Source organism: Paenibacillus alvei DSM 29 (assembly GCF_000293805.1).
In the GTDB taxonomy this organism is placed as follows: Bacteria; Bacillota; Bacilli; order Paenibacillales; family Paenibacillaceae; genus Paenibacillus_B; species Paenibacillus_B alvei.
The window spans coordinates 1,199,336-1,224,226 of sequence record NZ_AMBZ01000001.1 but is presented as its reverse complement, the minus strand read 5'-3'; the positions used below and the strand labels follow the sequence as shown (position 1 = coordinate 1,224,226).

The window sequence follows — 24,891 nt, the reverse complement described above, 5'->3', positions numbered from 1 at the left end:
CAATGGAAGACATTATCCGCATTATTCGCCGGTTTACGGGCATTACATTTGCTATTTTTGCCGGGATCGTTGCCTTGAATTTGGCCATGCTCGGTGTTTTCGTGTTCAAGGAAATTAATGATGGACAATCTCCACAGCATGTCGTGGAGTATGTAGCGAACCATTTGCAACGGATGGGAAAGACATATGCATTAGATGCCTCCTCCCGCCAGATGCTGGAGGGTACTGAAGCATGGGCGATGCTGCTTGATAAGGGCGGCCGAGTCATATGGGATTACAAGCTGCCTGGGGAAGTCCCTCGTTCATATTCTCTAACCGAGGTTGCGAAATTCACCCGTCATTTTTTGCTTGAATATCCAGTGTTTGTGTGGGAGCATGCAGATGGACTGATCGTGCTTGGTTATCCGAAGAACAGCTATGCGAAGTATCATTTCTATTTTCTCGTGCCATGGATACGTTCTTTACCGCAGAGAGCCTTATTCCTGCTGCTAGGCAACATCGTACTGGGATGCGTGCTGGCTATTATAATTGGTACTCGGCTTGTCCGTTCATTGAAGCCGCTCACAGGCGTTGTTCACGCGCTTGGCAAGGAAGAGGCCGTTCGGGCAGAGGAGAAGGGGATATTCGGCAAGCTCGCGCGAAGCATCAATGATACCTCTGAAATGCTTCGAGAAAGGCAGGCGGCTCTTCGTACTCGCAATGAGGCGCGGTCGAATTGGATTGCAGGAATTTCCCACGACATTCGCACGCCTCTGTCCATGATTCTTGGCTATGCCAGTTCTCTGGAGGAACATGCGGAGGTGCCTGAGGAGCAGAGGCAGCAGGCGGCAATCATTCGCAAGCAGGGGGAGAAGCTGCGGTCTCTCGTCAGTGATTTGAATCTAGTCTCCAAGCTGGAGTATGAGATGCAGCCCTTGAACATGGAGCCGATACGATTGGCGGCTCTAGCCAGACAGGTTGCTGCAGACTTCCTGAATCAAGGGCTGGATGATCGGTATACGATTGACTTGCAGATCAAGAAAGAGCCTATTCAGGCTGAAGTCGATCGCAAGCTGATGCTTCGAGCCATCACGAATCTGGTACAGAATTGCATCGACCATAATCCAGATGGCTGCGTCATTTCGCTGCTTGTAAATCAATCAACTGATGGTTCGGCTTGTCAGTTTACGGTAATGGATAACGGAGTAGGGATTCAGCGTGATGCGTTGGAGGATCTGTTGAAACTGCCATACTCTGCGGAGAGACAACATTTGCGACAGAATGGACATGGTTTGGGGCTTCCTATGGTTGCTAGAATTGCCGAGGCACATCGCGGACATCTGTTGCTGGAGAGTGACACGGGGCAAGGCATGTGCGCTACAATTGAACTGTCAAGCTGTTCGGCCAAGGAAGCTAATCTAAGCTAACAACAGACGAACATAGACCGGATCAGTAGTTTTGCATGTAAGGGTATTTATGGAATGTCACTCTTGTCATCACGTTCTCACATTCATGATATAAAGAATATGTTTCTTAAATAAATAATGACGAAAAGGGCCGTTTTCTGATCAGCGTATGATCCAGAGAGCGGCCCTTTGTTGGGATTATACATCTATGGCTTATAGGTTCTTCTTATGTTCTCAGGAAGACTGTCATATCGGACTTCATGCCAATAGGTAACACCTCGGAGCCTTGTCGTATACAGCTCCAGATAAGCTCCCTTGCGTAATTGCTTGCTGGTGGTAAAGTCCAGCTGTTTTTGGTTTCCTTGGTTGTCAAAAGCAAGGAGGCTGTATTCATATCTGCCGTTCTTGTTTTTAATCGCTTCATTACTGTGGATTTGTGTATAATACAACGTCTTCCCATCAGGGTCATCCGGCGCTAGTCGTTCCGGAGCAAGTACGAAAATACCGAATGCGACGACGGCTGCGAGCAGCAGCGCGGCAATAAGGATTATTTTTTCATTGAAGATCTCCCTTTCAGAGTGAATTAGGCTTGAATAACATCATTCCTCTGCAAGCTGCGAATGGCATAACTAGTGAACAGTACAATATAAATGCCACTCATCACATAGAATTGGATATGCTCCGCTCCATTCAGACTCTCTTGGCTGAGTACACCCATGCCAATCGTCAGCATGGAATACGGCAGCAGCATGCCGAACTTCGCGACATACAGCCCCAAACCCAGAAAAACAGCACATAAGCAGATGCCGATCGGTGCGGCAAAGCTGCGGATTCGAAGCGAGAGCACAAGCTGTATGGCAGCTATTGAGAGAGAAGATATCCAACCTCGGAATATCCATCCTATCGCATCGGGAGGAAATTCCGAGGAGATATCAAGCAAGTATCCCATACATAGATACAGAGTAAAAAATATCAACTGGACAAAAACAAGAGTGCTCCAACGACAATCAGCTTAGCAATGACGACGCTGGCGATGGATACGGGAGCCGTCAATACAGCATTCCAGTTCCGGTTCATATGCTCTAGTCTGCATGCATAGGCACAACAGATCGCGATTAGCACAGGGAGGAAGAACATGCCGTAAAAAAGAGCAGCTTGCGTCCACAAGCTGTACCATTCCTGCTGCAGAACCTCTCGATTTAAATAATAATTTACCAGCCAATCACGAGACTAATAACGGGAAGAACAACAAGAATGATCCAAATTCGAGAATGCCGCAGCTTCAGGACTTCAGCGGAAACGCTTCGTAACATATCGATTAACCTCCTATACTTCCCTGCGAGAAACATGTATATTACCTGCCGCGTAACATGCGACTGCGATGAGTAGCACCACAACGGTCAGACCGAAGCTTGGTGGCTGCATCACGTAAGTTGCGGATTTCCCTGTATATAGATAGGTAACAGGAGACAGTCCGGAATAGTAAGACCATATGAATATTCGACGCACAAATGCAGGAAATAGATCTGCTGTCATGCCTATAAAGCCGCCTATCATTCCTAGACACAGGGCAAAGGACTGATTCTTCAAAATAAGGGAAATCCACTGCTGCAAGGCAATGATGGCTAAGCTTGTCAGAAGCGCTCCTCCAATATGCAGAATGAGAAGCCGCAATGGGAGCGAATCGAAACCGTTCATCACGCCGAACGTAAAAACTATGCCTGCCTGCAGGACAAGGTACAGGCAGATAATCGAGACAGCGCATATGAATTTGGCCGCATAGAGGCTGCTCCGATTCATATTTGTTGCCATTAACAACTTCCATGTGTTTCCTTTTTGTTCCATGTCGCACAAGCGCGATACGACGATAGCCGATATAATCGGGAGAAATAATCCGTTCATGGAGGCTGTAGTTGCAATTACCGTTTTCCAGTCCGCGCTGCTGGGATTTCGAGCGATCGACATCGTTGTCGATACCAACGCCCATAGCATTTCAGCACCCAGAAATAAGACCATCATAGCGAAGATGCGCTTACGGCGAAGTTTGAAATATTCTAGGGACAAAGCTCTTGTCATAAGCTTCTCTCCCTTCCGGTAAGCTCCAAGAAAATATCCTCCAGTGTTCTTTTGCGTTCTTCGATCCGTAGAACATCAATGCCACTCAGCACGAGCTCCTTATTCAGCCTTGCCACCTGTTGATCGCTCATATGCTTGATCTGCAAGCATTCGTCCCGTAGGCTGGCCATATAGCCCTGATTTTGCATCCATGCTGCTGCTGCAGTATTATTGCTCGTTCGAATTGCGAGGGACGACCTATTTCGCTCTTGCAGTGTCTCCATCTTTCCTTGGTATAGCAGATTGCCGTCACTAATAATGCCAACGGAGGTGGCGATCTGCTCAATTTCGGAGAGCAGGTGGCTGGAAAGAAGTACGGTAATTCCGTATTGCCGCGGCAGTGATTTGATCAGTTCGCGAATTTCACCGATGCCTGCGGGATCTAATCCGTTCGTCGGCTCATCCAATATGAGCAGCTTGGGGTAGGAGATAAGAGCCATGGCTATGCCCAGCCGCTGTTTCATACCGAGCGAGTAATGCTCTACTTGTTTGTTTTTCTGGTTTTCAAGTCGGACAATTCGCAGCGCCTCTTCCACATTTTTGCTCGGAACCCCGCGTAATTTCTGCATGACGCGCATATTTTCAAGTCCAGTCAAATGACCGTAATAAGAAGGAGATTCAATCAGGGAGCCGATCTGATTGAGAACAGTTCGCCGATGTTTGCCGAGCTCCTGACCGAATAGGGTAATGCGGCCATCGGTGGGCTTGGCTAGACCAAGCAGCATCTTCAAGGTTGTGGATTTCCCCGCCCCATTCGGGCCAAGGAAGCCGTATATTTCGCCTTCTAGAACCTCAAGGTTAATGTTGTTCACCCGGCATACATGGTTATAAAATTTTGAAAGTCCGCGAGTAGCAACGACGGGCTGGGCATTCATCAAGGATCATCCACTCCATTCACTATTTCCAATTATGATTTCATGCTTCAACTGTAAGTCCTGCACCTTTCATAAGGTTGAAGATTACCTTACGCCAACCTTAAATGATGGTGTTCACATCCCAATATGAGAAAAAGTTGAGACGAAGAGACAAGCCTTCTGGATTATAGTGAAAGACAACGAGACAGTGCCAGCAAATTGTCCAGTTGGATGATGAGGGGCGAAAATGGGGGAATAGTTATGGATCTAATCTCAAAGGAAAAAGTGGACGTTCGTGTAGAAGATATTATCGAGCAGCTAAGGTTACATGAGGAGGCTGTACGGCAGATATTGCACGGAGGGATTGAGATACATAAGAAGGGCCTGAAGGCTGAGATGTATTTGGAACCGTCAGCCAAGGCCCTGTTGAGCTGTCAATGAATTCCCTTGCACTTAATCATTTCGGTAACGTTTTGAATTGCTTTGTTCAAGTGGCGATAGTAAGTTGCGCGACTCATATTGCAAGCAAGCGCAGCCGCAATGTGATTGTTGGGGTACAGGTTATATGCCGTATTCAGGAGAAGCAGGTCTTGTTCTTGTAGAAAGAGTGTGTTTTTCTCAAGGATGGGCAGTAAGCGTGCTTGTAAATCGACCCCATTTGTAATCATGGGGAAAAAGCGGGTGTAGTAACTCAGCTTGCCCGGATCGTGCAAGAAGGACAGTATTTTGCGGACGTCTTGCATCGTAATCTCGTACTGATTGCTGCTGGATTGGCTTGCCTGCTGGGAGAAGAAGGACATAATCCAATTCCCAAACCGCTCCTGCCTAAGATCTAGTTCTAGTATGTCCGCTCTTGCATATGTAGTATCACAATCCCTTGTACGTGTGGGACGAAGCTGGAATCCGACTTGCTGGAGGAAGGTTTTTAAATTCGGATTGGTCGCTACCAGCACTGCGCGAGAGCCTTGTCCGAGCAAGGAGAGTCGATCTCGGGTGAGCAGACCGACCAGTTCTTCACGGGTGAATATGGGATGCTTGTCCGTAGCTGTGCACAAGACAGGAAAGTATGTGTCAGCTTGATCCGCTCTGCAAGCTAGTTCTTTAGATGTGAAGCATTCGCGCAGTTCGGAAGGGAAGTGCTTTTGCATGAGTCTGCTTGTGTCCTGATGTACAAGGAGCATGATGAACATGCCAATTGGCTTTCCGTCCGTTTCACGCAAAACAACAATGCTCTCCGGGAATTGGAACGCGAGATCATCCATAAATTGGTGGTAGGAATTTCGCTGCCATGGATCAATGCTGTAGTCGCACCATCGATCAAGAAGCTCATGAAGGGCGGGTAAATCGGTCTCGGTCATAACTTCGAGCGATGAATCCGGCGAGTCTACCGTCCAGTCTGCATACAATCGATCGGAGTGAAGGGTATCCTTGCACAAAAAGAGTAATTTTGCAGCAATCTCGCGTCGTCGATGAAGCTCTGCTTGGGAAAATTTCTGATATAGAAGCATGGCCGCCTTCGTTCTCAGCTCTTCTAATCGCTGGGGCTCCCTAGCACGGAAATCCCGGTACAGGTGCATGCGGGCAATATCATGAAGAGCAATGCCCTCAGGGCCTGTTCGCATAAATGACATGCTTTGCAGCAGCCGATATTGTTGAATCGTTACTGGGCGATTCAGGAACTTGGAGAGCATTTCTTGGTTGGCTTGCTGCAAGACAATTAAGGCATCAACGCACGGTTGAACCTCCTCAGTCGTAAGCTCACGCAGTAAGTGGGCACTAATTGTTTGAGATACAATATTGGTATCTATTCTCGACAACTCCCGCTTTTTTTGAACAGCTTCTACAGCAAGCGCTAGAGCGAGTGGGTGGCCGTCTGAGCTTCGCGCAATTTCCCCGCTGATTTCCTTCGAAAATGCCCCTGCATGTGAGATATAATCCATGGTTTCCGTATAAGAAAAATGAGCCAGTGGCAGTTCGGTAATATGCCTTCCCCTATGCGGATGTGTTCTCCATACAAGTGGAATAGGGGATCGAGAGGCGAATACAATGAGGACGCCCTGAGATGACAGCTTCGGCCAGAATGCATTCATCACCCACCCTTCCAGGAGTGAAATATTCTCGCAATTGTCAATAAAGATAGCGATGCGACAGGAGGCGTGAGCAGACATTAGCACTTCGAGTGGATTGGCAGGATTGTAATTATATAATTCGAATTGAATGGCGGATGTAATATACTCCAAAAACCCTACTGGCGTCATGATGCTTGAGCGTCCGTCCAGCCAGATGCTTGGCCATTTTCGCTGCTGAACCGCTAGCATCATCTCTGTCATTAGGGAGCTTTTGCCTATGCCCCCCATGCCGGATATGTATAGGATGTGGGAAGGGGCTTGAGGATTGTCGAGCCAATCGAGAACATGACTCATTTCTTTACTGCGCCCGACGAATGGCTTGGTTTGTTCCAACCAATGGAGCTGCACGATATCGGATGCGCCTCCTTGCGATTTATTTTATTTCCCATGTTAGCGATTCTCTTCTTATCTGGCAATATCGGATAGTAGAAGTTAGAATATGGGGCTAGTTATTACAGGGAAAAACGAAGAATGAATTGCTCGCCAATAAACCCCTTGTGTCTTCGGCCTGTGTCTATGAACCCGACCTTCATGTACAAACGCTGCGCCGGAATATTTTTGTGATTCACAGCCAGCGCAATCTCATTGCATGCGGGGAAATGCTGAGATACAAAGCTTTTGAGAAGCCCCAACCCAATTGCGGCGTATCCTTGTCCCTGCTGCGCATAATCGATGGATAAGGCTGTGAGCATGAATGCGTGGGGATTCGTGGTGTACTCATGAATATATGCATTCTCATGCAAGACAAAGAAGCCGACCGGCTTGCTGTTAGCTGTTATGACGATCGGGTGCTTGCCATCCGACGAATCCAGACGCTGAATTGGCAGTGCAGTATATTGTTCCTGCTCCTCCGGAAGCTGATAGGCTTGGAGGGCCTTCAAGTATTCGGGCTTGTAAAATTGCAGTTCTATTGAATGGGCCTTCATTTTTCTTTTCGCACCTCGATTTTTACGAGAATTAGAAAAATCCTTTTTATAGTGTAGCAGTACGTTTGTTTGTTCTCAATGAAATGTGAATCTTTGGATATCGGAAAGGGGAATATTCCCTCTTTGTTGAATTCATTGTTAATCGTTCATTCAAAGGAGAGGTACGCAAATGAAAATCATTGATTTGAGTGTATCCATTAGTCCTCGTATTCGTGAACTGCTTCCGGCCAAGAATGAATATTCCAGTCACAAGGAGGGTGCGAAGCAGGCAGCCGCCATACTTGGATTAAAGCCGGAAGATTTTCCGGAAAGCCAAGCTTGGGCTACCGAAACGGTAACCTTGAATACGCATGCCGGCACCCATATTGATGCGCCTTGGCATTACTGGCCAACCTCGGAAGGCAAGCCGTCAAGGACAATTGATGAGCTCCCGTTGGAATGGTTCTTCTCTGATGGCGTGCTGCTTGATTTCAGTCAGAAGTCTTCCGGCTATGAGATTACGACGGACGATGTAATCGCTGAGTTGGATCGAATCGGCTATAAGCTGAAGCCGCTGGACATCGTCTTAATCCGTACGGATGCGGACAAGCGCCTCTATGAGGAGCATTATGTGTCTTTGCATGCTGGGGTGTCAGCGGAAGCGACGCGCTGGCTGATTGATCAGGGCATTAAGGTTGTAGGCACAGATGGCTGGGGGTGGGATATACCATTGAACCTGCAAGCTGAGGCATATAAGCGCGAGCCGAAGGCGGGCGTTCTGTGGGCAGCTCATTTCGTTGGCCAAGACCATGAATATTGTCAAATTGAGAAGCTGGCGAATCTGGAACAGCTGCCGAAGCCATTCGGATTTAAGGTGTGCTGCTTCCCGGTAAAGGTAGAAAAGGCGAGCGCAGGCTGGTCGCGTCCAGTTGCTATTTTTGAATAAACCCCAAAAATGTACGATAGACAAAAGGAGATAATTTACTTCATGTCGATCATAATTCATGCCATATCATATGACATGTTGATGAATTAGCAGCCTTAATCGCACGATTGAATCGCGAGAAGCAGCATCATGTTGGATTTTGCGGAGATCAGGCAGGGGAAATTGCAAGCACACTAAGAGAGGATTTCTCAGATCTCGATTTGGAATCCTCCTTCGTTATTGCCTGTGAAAATGAACGAATAGTTGGTGCGCTTGGCTTTGATGTTGATCTTGAACGTGGCGTGGCAGAGGTGTGGGGGCCATTTATTGACCAGGATTCAAAATGGAATGAGATCGCTAACCAACTCTGGGAAACGGGAATGAATCAGCTTGGTGGCAAGGCGCCGACTTTCTATTGTTTCTATAATGAGGAGAACAAGCGAGCATTGCAGTTCACAGTTGCGGTGCAGGCGGAATTTTTACATACTCATTTGGTGTTGAAATGCTCTCGCATCGCATTCAGCTATGTTCCAGTCCAGACGACGCTGCAGGAGATCACGCCAGAATACGTTGAGGCCTTTATTGGGCTGCATGATGCCTCGTTCCCAAATACGTATTACAACGGACAAGAGATCATTAGCCGGCTACAGGACGACCATCGTATCTTTATTGCAGTGGATCGAAATGAGAGTCTGCTCGGTTACGTCTACGTGGAGGCGGATCCTGAAGCACAAGAAGGAAATATCGAATTCATTGCCGTATCGCCGCAGGCACAAGGCCAAGGGCTCGGCACTTCACTCATGCAAGAGGCGCTGCGCTTCCTGCTCATCGAGAAGGAGATTGATGAAATCTCATTATGTGTGCAGGAGGAGAATGAAAAGGCGATTTCTCTCTATCAAAAAGCAGGCTTTCAGCAAGAGCATCGGCTATTGTTATTTAAGGCAACTTAGCAAGGTGAAGGCCAAATGGCTAGATTACGGTGAGCCTGCCGCTACAGAAGCTATCGGGCTGTACTATGCAGCGTTTATGTTCATTGGCTTGGCACTTGGAATGATGAAGAATGCGCAGATCAGCTTGGGGCGAGATCAAATATAATAAGCTCCAGTTAATGTGGAGCCAGAGGAAACCGGAATGAATGGCCTTCATTCCGGTTTTTGTTATGAAGTGCACCTAGCCAAGCGAGGTGGAACAGACTAAACACGAATGCGTTCATTATTAGTTTGGTAAGAGGAGCATCGCTTACTGTCTAATATGGATTGCATCAATTCCATGATTATGGACATTTATCCTCATTCCAATGGCTGGTAAACTCACATCATAATCTTTCAATTCAATAGAGGTGAAGCCATGAATGGAGTGCGTTACAAAATAAGAGAAGTGTTGGACAAAAACAAGATTGAGACATTTTTGCAGCAAGCTCGAATTGGACATCTTGGAATGGTCGATGGTCATCTGCCGTATGTTGTTCCTCTCAATTTCGTTTGGACAAATGGAAAGCTTTATTTTCATGGAGCCACTGGTGGGAGAAGAAATCACGTTATGGATGCGAATCCGGAGGTCTGTTTTGCGATTTGTGAAGAATATGGAACGATTACTGATCCGGTGCCAGCCAAGACGGACACAGCGTATATGAGCGTAATGATTTTTGGCAAGGCACAGCCCGTCGTCGATTTGGATGAAGCTACACACATGTTGCAGGAAATGATGTATAAGTATGTGCCTGGTTACTATAATCGGCCGTTACCCAAGCAGCACGTAGACAAATACCGGTCAGCAGTATTCAGTGGGCCGGTTGAGGTGTACCGAATAGATCCACATCATATCACCGCGAAAGAAAATCCGATTGATGAGGGGAAAATGTTTGCTCCCGGAAAAACCGTGTAAGCTGTTTTTTATACATAAGAACCTGTAAAAGCTCTTCGAAATCATCGAATTATAAAATGAATGCTGCCGTTACTCATGCGGCAGCATTTGCATTATTAACTAGCGTTTTTTGATAGCTCGCTCAATCGTTGTTCTTGAGTTCGATGAGCCGGACCAGATGAAATGGAGGGAAAGTGAATGAAGAATGCTTTGGAAGTTTCGCGTTCAAAATCTGTATCCGCATATGAAGAAGCCAAGCGAGTCATCCCTGGAGGAGTCAATAGCCCTGTTCGCGCTTTTTCATCGGTGGACTTGACACCCGTTTTCGCGGCTAGCGGGCAAGGGTCACGAATAATGGATATTGACGGGAATGAATACGTTGACTATATCGGATCATGGGGGCCGCTAATATTGGGGCATGCACATCCTGAAGTGAATAAGGCAGCTGCAAGCGCAATAACTAGCGGAGCAAGCTTTGGCTTGCCCACAGAGATCGAAACCCGAATGGCCAATCTGATCAGTAAAATTGTCCCTTCGATAGAAAAGGTTCGCATGGTCAATTCGGGGACAGAAGCTACGATGAGCGCGCTGCGCTTGGCTAGGGGGTATACGAAGCGGAACAAAATACTTAAATTTCAAGGCGGTTACCATGGGCATGCGGATGCGCATCTCGTCAGGTCGGGATCGGCTATCGCGACACTTGGGCTGCCGGATAGTCCCGGCGTATCGAAGTCTGTAGTCGCGGATACGCTGGCGGTTCCTTATAACCATATAGAAAGCGTAGAGCGCATGTTTGAACAATTTGGGGAACAGATTGCAGCCGTCATCGTTGAACCTGTAGCGGGGAATATGGGAGTTGTTCCGCCGCAACCGGGATTTTTACATGCGCTGCGTGAACTGACTAGGCACTATGGAAGTCTTCTCATTTTTGATGAAGTGATGACCGGCTTTCGTGTCGCATATCAAGGCGCACAACACTTCTATGGGATTGATCCCGATCTCACTTGTTTAGGTAAGATTATTGGTGGTGGCTTTCCAGTTGGTGCTTATGGCGGGAAACAAGAAATCATGGACATGGTTGCGCCTGAAGGCCCCGTTTATCAAGCAGGGACATTATCAGGCAATCCTGTGGCGATGAATGCCGGCTATAAGACCTTACAATTACTTGGGCAGCCAGGCGTTTATGATGAATTGGAACGAAAATCGGCAAGACTGGCTGAAGGTTTTAAGGGAAACTCGGATAGGACGGGCATACCGTTGACGATCAACCGAGTAGGGTCTATGTTGTGCCCTTATTTTACAAATAGAGAAGTCATCGATTTCGAAACGGCTCAATCCGCCGATAATGATTTGTTTAAGGAATATTATCCATGGATGCTGGAACACGGAATCTTGTTAGCACCAACGCCGTATGAAGCGATGTTTGTGTCGCTTGCCCACTCGGATGAAGATATTGAAATGACAATCGAGGCTCATTACCAAGTCTTGAAGAAGCTAAGCAATAGCGGAAAGATAATAAAAACGTAAACGGGAGCAGTTAGAGGGGAGAAGACATGGAACATCTAGTAGAAGAGAATCTCAAAGCCGTTAGGCAGCAGATGGATTTGGCTTGTCAAACATCCGGGCGCAAGATAGAGGACGTGAAATTGTTGTTGGCGACCAAAACCGTACCGCTTGAAAAATTGCAAATGGCGATACAGATGGGAGAGACTCTATTTGGAGAAAACAAAGCGCAAGAACTTCGGGACAAATTTCCGCTTATGCGGCAATCTAATCAGGTAGAATGGCATTTTATTGGGCATTTGCAAACGAATAAAGTGAAGGACGTTGTCAAATATGTTACGCTCATTCATTCTGTAGACCGTTTGAAATTGGGGCAGGACCTGAATCATCAACTCGTCAAAGAGAACAAGACTATGGATATTCTGGTGCAAATCAACACCTCCTACGAGGAAAGTAAATTTGGCGCTTCTCCGGAAACGGCACTGGAGTTGGTGGAGCAATTGTCCCAGTTCGAAACGTTAAACGTGAAAGGCTTAATGACGATTGGAAAACTAAATGCTACAAACGATGAGACCCGGCATTGCTTCCGATTATTAAAATCGATTCAAACCCAAGTTAGGGAGAAAAAGTTCCCGCGTGTTGAAATGGATATCCTCTCGATGGGCATGTCCGGTGATTTCAAGGTGGCTATCGAAGAAGGGGCTACTATCATTCGCGTAGGGACAAGCGTATTCGGGCAGCGTTACTTGCCGGACAGCTATTACTGGAACGAAAACGCGCGCCAGGACGATTAGGAGAAAGGCCGGATAACGCTTATGAACCCAACTTTTCTGCATGGTTGTCGACATTTTAACGCGTTAGATTAAGATTGGCGAAACGCAGAAAGGCATTGTCATTATGGACGTGTTCAATGCCGAGCAAGCTAATGTCGTGACGGGGATGCTTGGCTTATAAAAGCATCCCCGCTAGACGATAAATCCCTTCTTCAATGGCTGCTTCATCTACTTTAGCAAACCCCAGTACCCAACCTTTTCGATCGCTTTCCAAACAATACGTGCTAAGCGGATAAACGCGGATTCCATTTTCGAGCGCTAACTTAGTCACGGCTTCCTCGTCAAACGATTTATCAGCCTCAAGAAGCATATGCAATCCCGTTTCTACGCCGCTGAGTGTGAAGTGTTCGCATAGACCAGTCGCGATAATCGACTTCGTCATGGCTTCGTGTCTGCGACGATATACATTTCGAACTCGTCTCATATGACGCATAAAATGGCCATGCTCGATAAAATGAGTTAGTGTTAATTGCTCCATAATCGGCAGATGGCGATAGGTTAATTCATGGACTTGGGCAATTTGACGAATGGCCTCTTTGGGACCGACAATTGCCGATAACCGAATGCCAGGAGCGACCATTTTGGAGTAACTCATCATATATAACGTGTTCTGAGGCCGTTGACTGAACAGCGTTGGGAGCGGGTCACCGCGATACCGAAATTCACTATCGTAATCATCCTCAATAATCCAGAAACGCTGCCCAGCAGCCATATGCAACAATTGCTGCCTGCGCGGCTCCGACATAATTGCTCCAACCGCACACTGGTGCGATGGTGTAACATATACAAGTTTGGACCCAGGATGAATGCGATCAATACATAGTCCGTGTTCGTCGACCGGAATGGACTCAACCTGCATGCGCCGATACTTCATTACCATCCAGGCAGCAGGGAAGCCGGGATCCTCAACCGAAACTGTTTCTCCTTCCTGTAACAGAGCCTGGGCAATCAAATCAATGCTATGTTGGGCGCCTGAGGTTAAGATGATCTGATCGACATCCACATGAACGCCCCGTTCAAGCGACAAATAACGTTGAATCTGCTCTCGCAGCGGCAGAAATCCATAGGCGTTTCCGTAAGCCCAATTGTCCAGGTCTGATTCTGAAGAGGCATGCAAAAAGGATTGTCTCCAATTTTTTCGAAAATGCTCGTCTATGTATGGCTCATGAGGACTGAAATCAATTTCTACTTCACGCTTATCTTTGTTTCCGAACCAACTGTGTAAATGGCCGATTCCTGTGTGCAATGATGGCAATTCAGGAGGGATCGGCCCTTGTGTGGCAGCATCTTCAGAAGGACGAGTCGCATATGTCCAATCGCTAACTCTTGTCCCGCCGCGACGAGAGGTTACGGTATACCCGCGGCTGAATAATTCCTCGTAAACAATCTGTATGGTTGAGCGGGAAACACCAATCAATGGAGCGAGTTCACGGGTAGGGAGCAGTAATTCGCCTGGCGGCCATTTTCCGGTTGTAATATTTTGAATCGCTTGATCCAGAAGCTGCTGCCAGATAGGCCGTTTGTCATTTCGATTTACTTGTAACATTCAGACAACTCCCGCGTTTTTGGCGTAATTATGGATTGTTATAATGCCTAATTATGGATATTAATCAACAATCCATTGATTGGTATACTAGCATGACAATTGTTGATTGTGCAATACAACAGAAATCTCTTCTTAGGGAGAAAATTTCAGAATTCAATAATGACGGCCAGCCTGTTAGTTGTCAAAAAATAAAGATATAGACTGAGAAAATAGAGTCGAAGACTGTGAGAAGCCAGTAAGCTAACGGGGACACGATAGCTTAATACAAAGCAGCCTAACCGATAGGGATTCAAATAAACAAGCTTATCATTTCTCAAATTAACGAGGCAAGATCATCAACTGTTTTATTTATTTTCTGGTTTTCCGATCAATATCCGAAGGAGAGATAGTCACGAAGCGTAAATCAAATAAGGAGCGCGTAATAAAAAGACCCCAACTTATTTTTCCTTATTATGAATCACGTTAAATGGTGTATGACAAGATGATTGACTGACACTAACTACTAAATATGTTGAGTGACAAAAAAGGTGTACCGATTAAAAACCGCGTAAAACGCGGTTTTTTTATTTTAGCGGTACATATGTCATGCCGCTGTAGAGTCAGTCATTAAGCTAACGGGGCAGTTTAGTGACAGTAAGAGAAGTTTTAGGTAATTCATACTGTTCTGATCGGCCTTATTTTCTGGTGATGAATTGACATCGGACAACTTGTCCGTTACAATCAATCCATAACGGACAAGTTGTCCGAATTTGTAATGTGAAGGGTGAAAACTGGATGTATGTCAAGAAGTTGTATTTTTTACCTGTAGGTGAATGTTTCCTAGATCAATCGGCTGTTAATCGAACCCTTGCCCCCGGGAAATTAGTCGGAATGCCTGTGTGGTCTTTTCTGTTGGAAACGACCAGCGGGCCGATACTCATCGATACGGGAATGCCCGACGCATTTATCAACAATCCCGATTACTACAAGGGGACTAGACGTGAAGGGCGCGTCGTCCCCAATATGTCGGACGGCGACTCGATCGTGAATGTGTTAAAACGTGTCGGTTATCGGCCTGACGATATTCAGATGGTCATTAGCTCCCATTTACACTTGGATCATTCTGGGGGAAACGGGCATTTCCGCAATACGCCGATCCTTATTCAAAGGGCAGAGTATGATGCGGCCATAGGCAACGAGGATTACTCTCCATTAGAGTGCAGGCTACCCGATTTACAATATCAAATCATTGAGGGTGACCATGAATTGATTCCGGGAGTTCAAATTTTCTCCACTCCGGGTCATTCCCCTGGGCATCAATCAGTCCTCGTTACGACGGAAAAGTCGGGTCCAGTGCTTCTGACGATTGATGTTGCTTATACGCGGGAGAACTTCGAGAGTAACATACCGTTCTTGACATTCGATCAAGAGATGGCTGCCAAATCGATTATACGTATGCAGGAGTTGATTCAGGATGTTCGGCCGTCCTATGTTTTCTTGGGACACGATAGAGATCAAGCGCAAAAATGCCGTACCTTTCCTGACTTCCTGTAATGGAGGAATAGGCTATGGATACTCAATCAATGGCTTTATCCGGCAATGAGCGGAAATTAATGGGGACACTTTGCTTGCTCATTATTTTCGGAAACATCAATATGACCATGTTTAACTTGGCTATACCGTCGATTTCCGCTAACTTTGCCCTGACCTCCTCACAGGTGAGCTGGGTCATGGTCGGTTACAGCATTTTGATGGCCATCGGCGCTGGTACTTACGGCAAGTTAACGGAGTCCTTTTCCTTCCGTCAGCTGTATGTCATTGGTTTAATCCTTTTTGCTTTCGGCTCTATGATCGGCTTCTTTGCAGCTTCATACTTGCAAGTCATCATTGGGAGACTGCTGCAAGCAGCAGGGGCCTCATCCATCTCTCCCCTGTCTTATGCGGCAGTAACCCTATATTTTAAGCCTTCCGTCAAGGGACGGGTACTGGGAACGTTATCGGCCACAATTGCCTTTGCTTCCGGCTTCGGGCCTGTGTTCGGCGGTTTCGTGGAGCAATACTTTGGCTGGCGTGCTTTGTTCATCGTGTCCAGTCTAAGCCTATTTGTTATCCCTTTGGTATTTAAATATGTTCCAAGCAAGAAACACGACCGAGGTTCATTCGATTTTCTTGGAGCTGTTTTGTTCTCCGCCGGACTGGCGTTTGTGTTGCTAGGGGTTACGAACTATTGGTTTATGCTCATTGCAGGAGCAGCATTTCTTCTATGGTTCGGTATTCATGTTCAGAAAAAGGAACATCCATTTATCGATGCATCTTTCATGGAAAACGCTCCTTACCGACGAATTCTAGGGATTGGATTTCTTACCTTCGTTTGCAACACGGGGTTAACCTTTACTCTGCCTGTCATGATGAAGAACGCTTTTCATTTACCGACTAGCGAAATCGGTCTGCTGATGCTTCCCGGTGCCGCCTGCGCAGCTTTGCTCGGATCCCGGATCGGAGGTTGGACGGATCGTTTCGGAAGCTCCCGCGTGCTTGTCATATCGCAAAGTCTCGTCATCGGCGGATTTATACTGCTGGGTGTATCCGTACATTTGCCGCCATGGATCGATGCTTTATTGATCATTATCCTTATGATTGGATTCAACGGTGTCCTCACCTCTAGCAGCAATTTAGTTTCGACGACACTCTGTTCGGCTGAGCTGGGTGTGGGGATGGGTATTTTCACACTGGCCTATCTGCTAGGCGGAGCATTCGGTCCTGCGCTGGTCGGACGACTGATTGATCTAAAGATGCCCTTTTCTGTTGTTTATTTTACCATTGTCCTGTTGGCAATCCTGACATACTTATTCGCAAGAAAAACAAATCCTAGCGAAAGCTATGGTAATTAGTTGGTAGACGGACGACTTGTCCGAAAGATAGGGAGGATAACGAGATGAGTCAATTAAATTCCCAACTGTCCTTTGCTGCTATTCATGAGCTGGCCGAAGGGATCCGAACAAGGGAAATATCCCCGGTAGAGATTACAGAACATGCGCTTCATCGCATCGAACGTTTGAATCCGAAACTGAACGTTTTCGTTACCCAAACGTCCGAGCTGGCGGTTGAACAAGCAAAGCAAACGGAACGTGATATTATGCATGGTCGGTACAAAGGGCCCCTTCACGGGATTCCCATCGTTCATAAGGATCTATATTACACGAAAGGGATCCGAACAACTGCCGGTTCGAAAATATTGAACAGCTTCGTCCCCGATTACGATTCGACGGTTGCAACTAAGCTACATGAGGCTGGAACAGTTCTGCTAGGCAAAGTTCAGACTCACGAGTTCGCTGCGGGATTGACAACAACTAGCCCGCACTTCGGTCCTTGCCTCAATCCGTGGAACACTGAACTTGTAACGGGAGGTTCAAGCGGCGGCTCTGCTTCTGCTTTAGCGGCTGGACTTGCTTATCTGGGCACAGGCTCGGATACCGGAGGCTCTATCCGCATACCCGCCGCCCTGTGCGGCGTCGTAGGGATGAAGCCGACGTACGGTCGGGTCAGTCGGTATGGTATCATTCCAATGGCCTGGTCATTGGATCACTCGGGTCCGTTGACCCGAAGCGTCATGGATGCGTCCCTGTGCTTGGATGTGATGTCAGGCTTCGATCCAAAGGATGAATCGACGGTCGATCTGCCTGCGCCAGGTATCAAAATGTATCCGAATGGTCTCAGGGGTGTACGTATCGGATTGCCGACTAGTTACTATTACGAGGATTTGATGCCGGAAGTGGAAGCTGCGATGAAGGCCGCTATCAATAAATTCCGAGAACTGGGAGCGGAAATCATCGAAGTCAGCCTGCCCATGATCAAACATGTTAAAAGCGCGACGATGGCCATTATGATGACGGAGATGTACTCGAACCACGAGAAGTGGCTTGAGACAGAATTGGAACAGTATGGTGCGGATGTCCGAATGTTTCTTGAAAGCAGCAGAGATATTCCGGCTTCCATTTACCTCCAGTCTCAGCGGGCCCGACAATTAATTGTCAATGATTTTTTGAATGCATTGTCCGGAATCGACATCCTATTGACGCCGGCAACACCGATCACCGCGCCGCGTGCAGATGATAATGCTAGTGTATTCAGATTGAACTCATTTACGGTTCCGACCAATTTGACCGGCTTGCCTAGCCTGAGCATGCCTTGCGGTTTCTCACCTTCCGGTCTGCCGATTAATATGCAATTGATTGGCCGCCCCTTCGAAGAAGCGACAGTACTAGGCATCGGCAATACTTATGAGATGAATACCGGCTGGCACAAGAGACATCCGGATTTGTAAGCCTGACTAAATTTGATGGAGGGTATCCTATGGAACAGAAGCAACTTAACTCTGAAGTTAACAGGAAAGCATTGACCGAAACCGGAACAGATACGACGAGCGACAACAAAAAAGCCTACGAGCAGTTTATTCCTACGATCGCAAGTTTGAAGGAACTGGACCTAACGGGCATTGAACCGCATTTGCCTCCAATTTACAAAAAGTATTATACCAAGAAATAAAAAAAGTTCATCGGTCACCCAAATGAAAGTATCTTTAATTTTTTTTACGAAATGTATTATAATATGAATTGACGGACAACATGTCCTATACACGAAAAACGGACCATTGTCCGTTTTTTCGTATTAAATAACAGTTAATTTAAGAAGAAGGGAGATGTTTATAGTGAATTCAGAATCGCAATCTGCCTCTACGAAAATTCCCAGAGAGGAGTTAAACCGAAGACGAATTTTGGCGTCAGCTAGAGAACTTTTTATCAAAAACGGTGTTGACAATGTCAATATGCATCAGATTGCGAAGACTGCTGGAGTAGGACAAGCAAGCCTATACCGCCGCTTCTCGGATAAGGGCGACATCTGTCAGGAGATCGCGTGTGAAGAATACCAACCCTTGTTTGATGAAGTTCAAATATTTCTTGATCAATCCCCAGAAACCGCGGCCTTGGACCGGCTTTACCATGTAATCGTAAGATATGTTTCTTTTTTAGAGGCGAAAGTTCCTTGGCTCTGTGAGGTCAGTCGGGCCTCAACCGGGCATCGTCCGTTACAATCTCCGTTATGTCAATGGATGCGCAATATAAGCAGAAATCTGCTAAATGAGGCCGTTGAACGGGGAGACGTATCCGGGGTGGACATTCCATATACCATTGAAGCCCTGCTGGCCGTGCTTCACAATATCGATTACCATCTCCAAGAAGAAGGCTTTACGAGCCAACGAGTTCTTGATGGATTACAACGCATATTTATTGAAGGTTTAAAAGCTCATAGACGTTAATTGAGGTGAGGGGCTGGGAAGCCAGCCCTATGTTCTACTCTACTAAATCGTCGTTTCGGATTTATGGTGTTTGTGCCGGAAGGTCTTATTTTTTGCTCGGTTGCCGCATGCCTTCATCGAACACCATCTCCCCGTTCCGGGTCTGGATCGATCCACGAATACCCACTGGCAATCCTTCGCTGTACATACACGTATGCGATGCCATATCTTTGTTCGTCTTAGTTCGTACACGATAATGAGTAATTGAGCTAATCCCTTAGCTGCATTTTCATGCAGAGGCACAAGCCGCTCTCCATTCTCATGGAACATGAGTCCGAACTGGAAACTCTTCGTAAGCTGCTCCAGCTTAACCTGTTCCCCAACTCCATCATGCTCATTGTTCACTATTGTTTTGCGCAGTTCATCTCGAAGCACACACGCCAATTGCAATTCTTCTGCTGAAGCAGCATCATCTGATTTTGCAATAAGTTGGTGCTGCAAGAGCCACTCGACTAAGCGGCTAGGCTCCGTTAAATGCTCGATCCCGGGATCTCCCTCGTACCGCGTTCGTCTATCATGTGTATTGAAGAAATCAGCAACCATCTCAAGCTGATCATATCCACTCGTCATCTGCTCAACCACTCCTATTGACACATCACAAGTTAACCATTAAGATTTATTTACCAGTTAGCTAACTGTTTAAATTATTTTACTGGTTATGTTTGTTGGTGATGTCTTATTCGTGCTTCATGACTTCAATATCAGTGTATCACTAGGTCGTTCTAAATTATAGATTTGATGAACTCGCGGCCTAGCTTCCCCAAGTCCTTTCTATTTATTCTCGCGTTTATTCTGCCAAGGAGCGAAGATAACGATGAACTTGAATCCTTTCACAGTGAGTATACCTGACGAAGAAATCGAACAATTGAAGCAAAGATTGCGAATGACAAGATGGCCGGATGAAATCCCAGGAGCAGAATGGGATTACGGGATTCCGATATCGTATATGAAGGATATGGTTCATTATTGGCTGTACGATTTCGACTGGCGCATGGTGGAACGGCATATCAATTCCTTCTCTCATTACAAAGCAATGATTGACGGGAAAGACATTCACTTTGTGTACGAAAAAGGGAAGGGAAGTCGCTCTATACCGATTCTCATTCCCCACGGCTGGCCGAGCACATTTTATGAGATGCTAGATTTGATTCCGTTTTTGATACAGCCGGATAACGATGGGGGCGATGAATCCATCTCATTTGATATTATCATTCCTTCGATTCCGGGGCATGGGTTCTCAAGTATACCGTTGGAGTCAGGATATGAGGATAGACAGGTTGCGAATGTGTTGGTCAAGTTGATGGAGGGGCTGGGCTATGAGCAGTTTGGGGCACATGGCTATGATTTGGGTGCAAGCGTGCTTGGCTTGTTATGCTTGGATCATCCGGAGCGGGTCATTGGGTATCATACGACATCACCGGGGAATCCGAGTCCTTGTATAGGCCAGGGCATGGAGATGTCCGAGGCGGAGCGTGCTTTTCTGACATGTGGCGATCAGTGGTATCGCGAAGAGGGGGGATATGCGCATCTATTGGGAACGAAGCCTCAGACTGCGGCATATGCGCTGCATGATTCACCAGTAGGTCTGGCAGCCTTTATTTTGGAAAAGTGGTATTACTGGACGGTATTTGAAAAAGGGGAATCGATGGAGCAGTTCAGAAAGGATGATTTGCTGGCGAATGTATCGATCTACTGGTTTACCCAGACGATCAACGCAGCGAACCGTTATTATTATGAAGGCAGGCATATCAAGTGGCCGGGGGAAGGGGACATCTGCACTGTGCCGCATGGCGTATCGCTGACGAAGACGCAGCCTCACGAGCGCCCGCCGAGGGAATATGTAGCACGACTGTTCCCGAACATCCTGCAATGGGATGAGCTGAATGCAGGAGGTCACTTTGTAGCGCTCGAGCAGCCGGAATTAGTTGCAAGCCAGATTCGGTCATTTTTTTCGAAAATAGATAAACAAAAATAAAAGAGGGAACAAGCGGAGGCACCTGAACTCAAGGTGTCTTTATTTGTATGAATTACATAAATCTATTAATATTGTTGAGAAATATTGTGTGGGGTTCAAATTTTATACTATAATTGGAGGACTTATATCACTACCGCCGTAGTTCTTTAGGAGGAATCATACAGCCTTTTCAATGGCGCGTGGAATGGATACAAGCGAAAGGGGGTTCTTGTTATGTTGCGCAGCGGTAAATTAATAAATAGATTTATGCTGATGATTTACATGCTAACCTTTCTTATGTTAGGCCTATTTTTTATACCTAAGTTGAGTCCGATTTCAATCAGTCCTGAGAAAGAATTGCAGAATGGGAAAGACATAGCCATTGTGATCAACAGTTTGAGTTTTCCGTTTCCGGCTGGTTTGGACGAAAATCATAATCCTTATTTGGATTATATAAAAAAAGTGTCGGATTCAATATCCATGTCGAACTGCCGCCTGTACCCAGTTATGAAAAAATGATCGACACCATCATTTCGAAGGAACAGAATCATCCCGATATGATCAACATCAATTCCCCGATCCAATTTGCCAAATTCGTAACGCAAAATAAGCTCCAGCCTCTCGATCATTGGATAGACGAATATGGAGCAGATTTGAAGCGTCTCATACCGGAAGAATTATGGAACCGCGTTCGGTATAACGGCTCGATTTACGCAATTCCGAGTGGCCAGTTGGTGAAGGGGAATGAAGTCATCTACATCCGCAAAGACTGGCTGGATAAACTGAACCTGCCGATACCCGTAACGCTGGAAGATTATAAGGAAGCAATGAAAGCATTTTCGGAAGGTGATCCCGACGGAAACGGAAAGAGAGATACATACGGCTTTACGATGATGAAGGATTTGTATCATTCTTCCCCGCTTTTTGGGGCGTTCGGAGTTCAATTGAACCAATGGACAGAACGTGGGGGAAAGCTCGTCTATGGCAACGTTTTGCCGGAAATGAAGGAAGCGCTCTCATTCTTTGCCGAGCTCTACCGGCAAGGATGGATTGATCCGGATTTCCCTATTTACCGCAGTAATGTTATGAACGAAAAAATAATAGAAGGAAAGGTCGGAATGTTTTCCGGAGCTTGGTATGATTCGCGCGGGGTTATTGCTCAAAGCCTGAAGAAAGATCCGCAAGCGAATTGGATAACCATTGACTATCCGATAGGCAAGAAAGGGAAGCAGGGAGTAGGTGCATTGAATCCAGTTTTCGGGTACCAAGTGGTTCCAAAAGGGAGCAGTCATGCTCGCGAAGTCATTCAATTTTTAAATTTCATTGCAGGTAAAGGCAGAACCTCAATAGTTCTGGGATTTCACAATCAAGTGTGGGATTGGAAAGACGGGAAAATTGTCAGCAAATTTAATGAACATGACAAGCACCTGTACAGAGGCATGTATTCTGCACTGGTGAATGTGGACAAACGGTGGCTGTTGCGGGCACGCAATGATTCCTATGGCAAAGAATTTCGTCTCAACGATAACATTGATAAAATAGAAAAAAATGTCGTGCAAGATGCATACGGCGGCCCGCCCCCTCTTACCATGGTAAGAAAATGGAATGAACTTTATTCATTGCAGGAAGTCTTCGTAAAAATCATTCTCGGCCTAGAATCCACGAATTCATTCGACGACTACGTGAAACGATGGTATGAGAGCGGAGGCACACAAGTTACGCAGGAAGTAAACGATTGGCATGAATCGCATAAAAAATAAGGATGTAGCCATGAAACGATACCAACGTGTGCATCATAAGTTTCTGCAAACCTCGCAACTACGGCTCAGCATCTATTTCTTCATCGTGCTTCTGCCGCTGGTTATCATTAGCTTGTACGTCAATAACAGAGCGAACCAAATTATTATTCAAAAAACGACAGAACAGACTCAAGAGAAGGTGGAGTCTGTTATGAATAACCTTGAATTGTCGTTGCACCATTTTGAGACGTTAACCAATCTAATTGCAACGAACCATAACATAAATGAGAAGCTGAAGGTAAATGGATCGGGGATGTCGCCTCGTACCATTGTTCAGTACTCTGAGCTGCTGCAAGAGCTGTGGAATATTTCGGCGGTGAGTCTGGTGGCTTCCCAGATCACGATTTATCAGATGGAAACCCATACGATGATATCTACGAAATATGGAGGAAAGAGAATTGAATCTGCGACCGAGCGAGAAAGTTTCGCCTCTTTAAATCGGCTTGCGGATCAAGTGGGTACGTTCTTGATGTCCCAACCCAAAGAGGGGAAAGAATCTGTAATCGCAGATTTAGTGGAGACCAATTCCATATCTCTAGTCAGAAGGCTGAATGCCTTCCCGGATAAGAACAAAGCAAGTTTACTAGTTGTAACTTTACATAAAAATGCTCTCCAGACACTCATAAGCCCGCTGTTGAGTGCCGAGCTGACCAGCTTGCAAATCACGAACAGAGAAGGAGAGTCCATTCTATCCGTTCCCAATGGCGATCCAGGCGAAAAACGCGATGGAGATATGCTTAAAGTCAGCGTGCAATCGTCTAGTTACCCAATCCGGTTGGAGGTTTTTCGGCCGATCGAAGAAATTTATAAAGAAACAAAAACGATGAGGCAATTTACCTATTTGATCATAGCGTGCAGCTTCGTGCTTTCCATGCTTATTTCTTGGGGAATTTATAACCGCATCGCTTCCCCTTTAGACCAATTAAAGAATGCAATGAAGGGCTTAATCGGTGGAGATTATGACATACGGCTGCATACAAGGCGGAAGGATGAATTTGGTTATTTGATGGATTCGTATAATCGAATGGCCGAGCATCAAAAGCATTTGATTCAAGATCACTATGAGCAGCAGCTTCGTATTGCCCGAACCGAGCTTACGTTTTTGCAATCTCAAATTAATCCGCATTTCTTATATAATACGCTCAACTCTATCTACTGGACGGCACAAAACTACGAGGCAGAGGAAATAAGCGAGATGGTGCTGAACCTGTCCCACTTTTTTCGGTTAAGTCTTCATAAAGGGAAGGATACATTCACGGTAGAAGAAACGATTACACATCTAGGCTACTACTTACGCATTCAACAGATCCGTTTTTTACATTGCTTTCAGGTCGTTTATGAGATACAAGAAGCAACGAAAACGATCCCCGTATTAAAGCTGCTTTTGCAGCCTTTGGTTGAAAATGCGGTAATTCATGGACTGGAGCAGATGAAGAGCGATGGTTTGTTAATCATTTCGAGCTTCTTGAAGCAGGGGAAATTGATGATTACCGTGCAAGATAACGGGAGTGGAATAAGTGAGCAGCGCCTACAATCCATTTATCAAGTTATTCAGGAAATCGAAGGAAAGACGGCTCCTTTTTCTTTTTTGGAATCCCCGGGAAAGGAGCTATACGGCTTGCGCAACGTTTGTTCCAGAATGAAGATGTTCTACGGCCATGATGCACACATCCGGTTCGAAAGCCAGTTAGGAGTGGGTACAACAGTAACTCTTGAGCTGCCTATTGCCGAATACGACAGATGAA

The 24,891-nt window shown here is 46.3% G+C and carries 24 protein-coding genes and 1 pseudogene; 17 read left to right on the top strand and 8 right to left on the bottom strand.

Going from position 1 to position 24,891, the window contains the following annotated elements; all coding sequences use genetic code 11:
- Nucleotides 1-2: 2 nt before the first annotated feature.
- Complete coding sequence (locus tag PAV_RS05710; RefSeq protein WP_005544247.1) at nt 3-1,406, top strand: sensor histidine kinase; 1,404 nt, start codon at nt 3-5, stop codon at nt 1,404-1,406.
- A gap of 185 nt (nt 1,407-1,591) precedes the next feature.
- Here PAV_RS05710 and PAV_RS05705 read toward each other — a convergent pair whose 3' ends face one another.
- The 4 genes and pseudogenes from PAV_RS05705 to PAV_RS05690 all read right to left on the bottom strand — a co-directional run bounded on the left by PAV_RS05705 (nt 1,592) and on the right by PAV_RS05690 (nt 4,375).
- Complete coding sequence (locus PAV_RS05705; RefSeq protein WP_274517662.1) at nt 1,592-1,927, bottom strand: YxeA family protein; 336 nt, start codon at nt 1,925-1,927, stop codon at nt 1,592-1,594.
- Between the two features lie 41 nt (nt 1,928-1,968).
- Nucleotides 1,969-2,698, bottom strand: a pseudogene (locus PAV_RS05700) (ABC transporter permease).
- 13 nt (nt 2,699-2,711) lie between these two features.
- Nucleotides 2,712-3,461 carry an ABC transporter permease gene (locus tag PAV_RS05695; protein ID WP_005544239.1) on the bottom strand — a complete coding sequence of 250 codons (750 nt, stop codon included), beginning with the start codon at nt 3,459-3,461 and terminating at the stop codon, nt 2,712-2,714.
- On the bottom strand, nt 3,458-4,375 hold the full coding sequence (locus PAV_RS05690) for an ABC transporter ATP-binding protein (RefSeq protein ID WP_040735001.1): 918 nt from the start codon (nt 4,373-4,375) through the stop codon (nt 3,458-3,460). The genes PAV_RS05695 and PAV_RS05690 overlap by 4 nt, the downstream gene beginning before the upstream one ends.
- A 240-nt stretch (nt 4,376-4,615) precedes the next feature.
- Between PAV_RS05690 and PAV_RS05685 the strand changes: the two genes are divergently transcribed.
- Entirely contained in the window at nt 4,616-4,795 is a 180-nt protein-coding gene (locus PAV_RS05685) for a hypothetical protein (protein ID WP_005544237.1), read from the top strand.
- Here the strand turns inward: PAV_RS05685 and PAV_RS05680 are convergent.
- Both PAV_RS05680 and PAV_RS05675 read right to left on the bottom strand, forming a co-directional pair.
- A complete protein-coding gene (locus PAV_RS05680) occupies nt 4,789-6,831 on the bottom strand; it encodes an ATP-binding protein (protein ID WP_005544236.1) in 2,043 nt (680 codons plus the stop codon). The two genes, PAV_RS05685 and PAV_RS05680, sit on opposite strands and share 7 nt — an antisense overlap.
- Nucleotides 6,832-6,935: 104 nt before the next feature.
- Nucleotides 6,936-7,409, bottom strand: coding sequence for a GNAT family N-acetyltransferase (locus PAV_RS05675; protein WP_005544235.1), 474 nt, complete (start codon nt 7,407-7,409; stop codon nt 6,936-6,938).
- 169 nt (nt 7,410-7,578) lie between these two features.
- Here PAV_RS05675 and PAV_RS05670 point away from each other — a divergent pair, with 169 nt between their 5' ends.
- The 6 genes from PAV_RS05670 to PAV_RS05650 all read left to right on the top strand — a co-directional run bounded on the left by PAV_RS05670 (nt 7,579) and on the right by PAV_RS05650 (nt 12,473).
- Nucleotides 7,579-8,334, top strand: coding sequence for a cyclase family protein (locus PAV_RS05670; RefSeq protein WP_005544234.1), 756 nt, complete (start codon nt 7,579-7,581; stop codon nt 8,332-8,334).
- Nucleotides 8,335-8,441: 107 nt separating this feature from the next.
- On the top strand, nt 8,442-9,263 hold the full coding sequence (locus PAV_RS05665) for a GNAT family N-acetyltransferase (protein ID WP_005544233.1): 822 nt from the start codon (nt 8,442-8,444) through the stop codon (nt 9,261-9,263).
- Nucleotides 9,264-9,267: 4 nt separating this feature from the next.
- Nucleotides 9,268-9,408, top strand: coding sequence for a hypothetical protein (locus tag PAV_RS35225; protein WP_167549026.1), 141 nt, complete (start codon nt 9,268-9,270; stop codon nt 9,406-9,408).
- A 252-nt stretch (nt 9,409-9,660) separates the two neighbouring features.
- Nucleotides 9,661-10,197, top strand: coding sequence for a pyridoxamine 5'-phosphate oxidase family protein (locus PAV_RS05660; RefSeq protein WP_005544232.1), 537 nt, complete (start codon nt 9,661-9,663; stop codon nt 10,195-10,197).
- A 177-nt stretch (nt 10,198-10,374) separates the two neighbouring features.
- Nucleotides 10,375-11,703: a glutamate-1-semialdehyde 2,1-aminomutase gene (gene hemL / locus PAV_RS05655; RefSeq protein WP_005544231.1), complete on the top strand. Its 1,329-nt coding sequence runs from the start codon at nt 10,375-10,377 to the stop codon at nt 11,701-11,703.
- 26 nt (nt 11,704-11,729) lie between these two features.
- A complete protein-coding gene (locus PAV_RS05650; RefSeq protein WP_005544230.1) occupies nt 11,730-12,473 on the top strand; it encodes a YggS family pyridoxal phosphate-dependent enzyme in 744 nt (247 codons plus the stop codon).
- A 154-nt stretch (nt 12,474-12,627) separates the two neighbouring features.
- On the opposite strand, the gene pdxR is transcribed toward PAV_RS05650, so the two are convergent.
- The gene (gene pdxR / locus PAV_RS05645; RefSeq protein ID WP_005544229.1) at nt 12,628-14,058 is read right to left on the bottom strand and encodes a MocR-like pyridoxine biosynthesis transcription factor PdxR; all 1,431 of its coding nucleotides are present in this window, start codon (nt 14,056-14,058) and stop codon (nt 12,628-12,630) included.
- 774 nt (nt 14,059-14,832) lie between these two features.
- On the opposite strand from pdxR, the gene aiiA reads away from it, so the two are divergent.
- From aiiA to PAV_RS05620, 5 genes are all read left to right on the top strand, one after another.
- The gene (gene aiiA / locus PAV_RS05640; RefSeq protein WP_005544228.1) at nt 14,833-15,591 is read left to right on the top strand and encodes a quorum-quenching N-acyl homoserine lactonase AiiA; all 759 of its coding nucleotides are present in this window, start codon (nt 14,833-14,835) and stop codon (nt 15,589-15,591) included.
- Between the two features lie 14 nt (nt 15,592-15,605).
- A complete protein-coding gene (locus PAV_RS05635; protein WP_005544227.1) occupies nt 15,606-16,928 on the top strand; it encodes an MFS transporter in 1,323 nt (440 codons plus the stop codon).
- Nucleotides 16,929-16,972: 44 nt separating this feature from the next.
- Complete coding sequence (locus PAV_RS05630; protein WP_005544226.1) at nt 16,973-18,361, top strand: amidase; 1,389 nt, start codon at nt 16,973-16,975, stop codon at nt 18,359-18,361.
- Nucleotides 18,362-18,390: 29 nt separating this feature from the next.
- Entirely contained in the window at nt 18,391-18,582 is a 192-nt protein-coding gene (locus tag PAV_RS05625; protein ID WP_005544225.1) for a hypothetical protein, read from the top strand.
- A gap of 154 nt (nt 18,583-18,736) precedes the next feature.
- Entirely contained in the window at nt 18,737-19,354 is a 618-nt protein-coding gene (locus tag PAV_RS05620; protein ID WP_040734998.1) for a TetR/AcrR family transcriptional regulator, read from the top strand.
- A gap of 42 nt (nt 19,355-19,396) precedes the next feature.
- Here PAV_RS05620 and PAV_RS05615 read toward each other — a convergent pair whose 3' ends face one another.
- On the bottom strand, nt 19,397-19,963 hold the full coding sequence (locus tag PAV_RS05615) for a CGNR zinc finger domain-containing protein (RefSeq protein WP_005544222.1): 567 nt from the start codon (nt 19,961-19,963) through the stop codon (nt 19,397-19,399).
- Between the two features lie 244 nt (nt 19,964-20,207).
- Between PAV_RS05615 and PAV_RS05610 the strand changes: the two genes are divergently transcribed.
- The 4 genes from PAV_RS05610 (at nt 20,208) to PAV_RS05600 (ending at nt 24,890) form a co-directional block, all read left to right on the top strand.
- A complete protein-coding gene (locus PAV_RS05610; protein WP_005544220.1) occupies nt 20,208-21,368 on the top strand; it encodes an epoxide hydrolase family protein in 1,161 nt (386 codons plus the stop codon).
- Between the two features lie 213 nt (nt 21,369-21,581).
- Nucleotides 21,582-21,866, top strand: a complete 285-nt coding sequence (locus PAV_RS35945; RefSeq protein WP_005544218.1) for a hypothetical protein — start codon at nt 21,582-21,584, stop codon at nt 21,864-21,866.
- Entirely contained in the window at nt 21,863-23,107 is a 1,245-nt protein-coding gene (locus PAV_RS05605; protein ID WP_005544216.1) for an extracellular solute-binding protein, read from the top strand. The genes PAV_RS35945 and PAV_RS05605 overlap by 4 nt, the downstream gene beginning before the upstream one ends.
- A complete protein-coding gene (locus tag PAV_RS05600) occupies nt 23,088-24,890 on the top strand; it encodes a sensor histidine kinase (RefSeq protein ID WP_238555747.1) in 1,803 nt (600 codons plus the stop codon). Before PAV_RS05605 ends, PAV_RS05600 begins: the two co-directional genes overlap by 20 nt.
- Nucleotide 24,891: the final 1 nt, after the last annotated feature.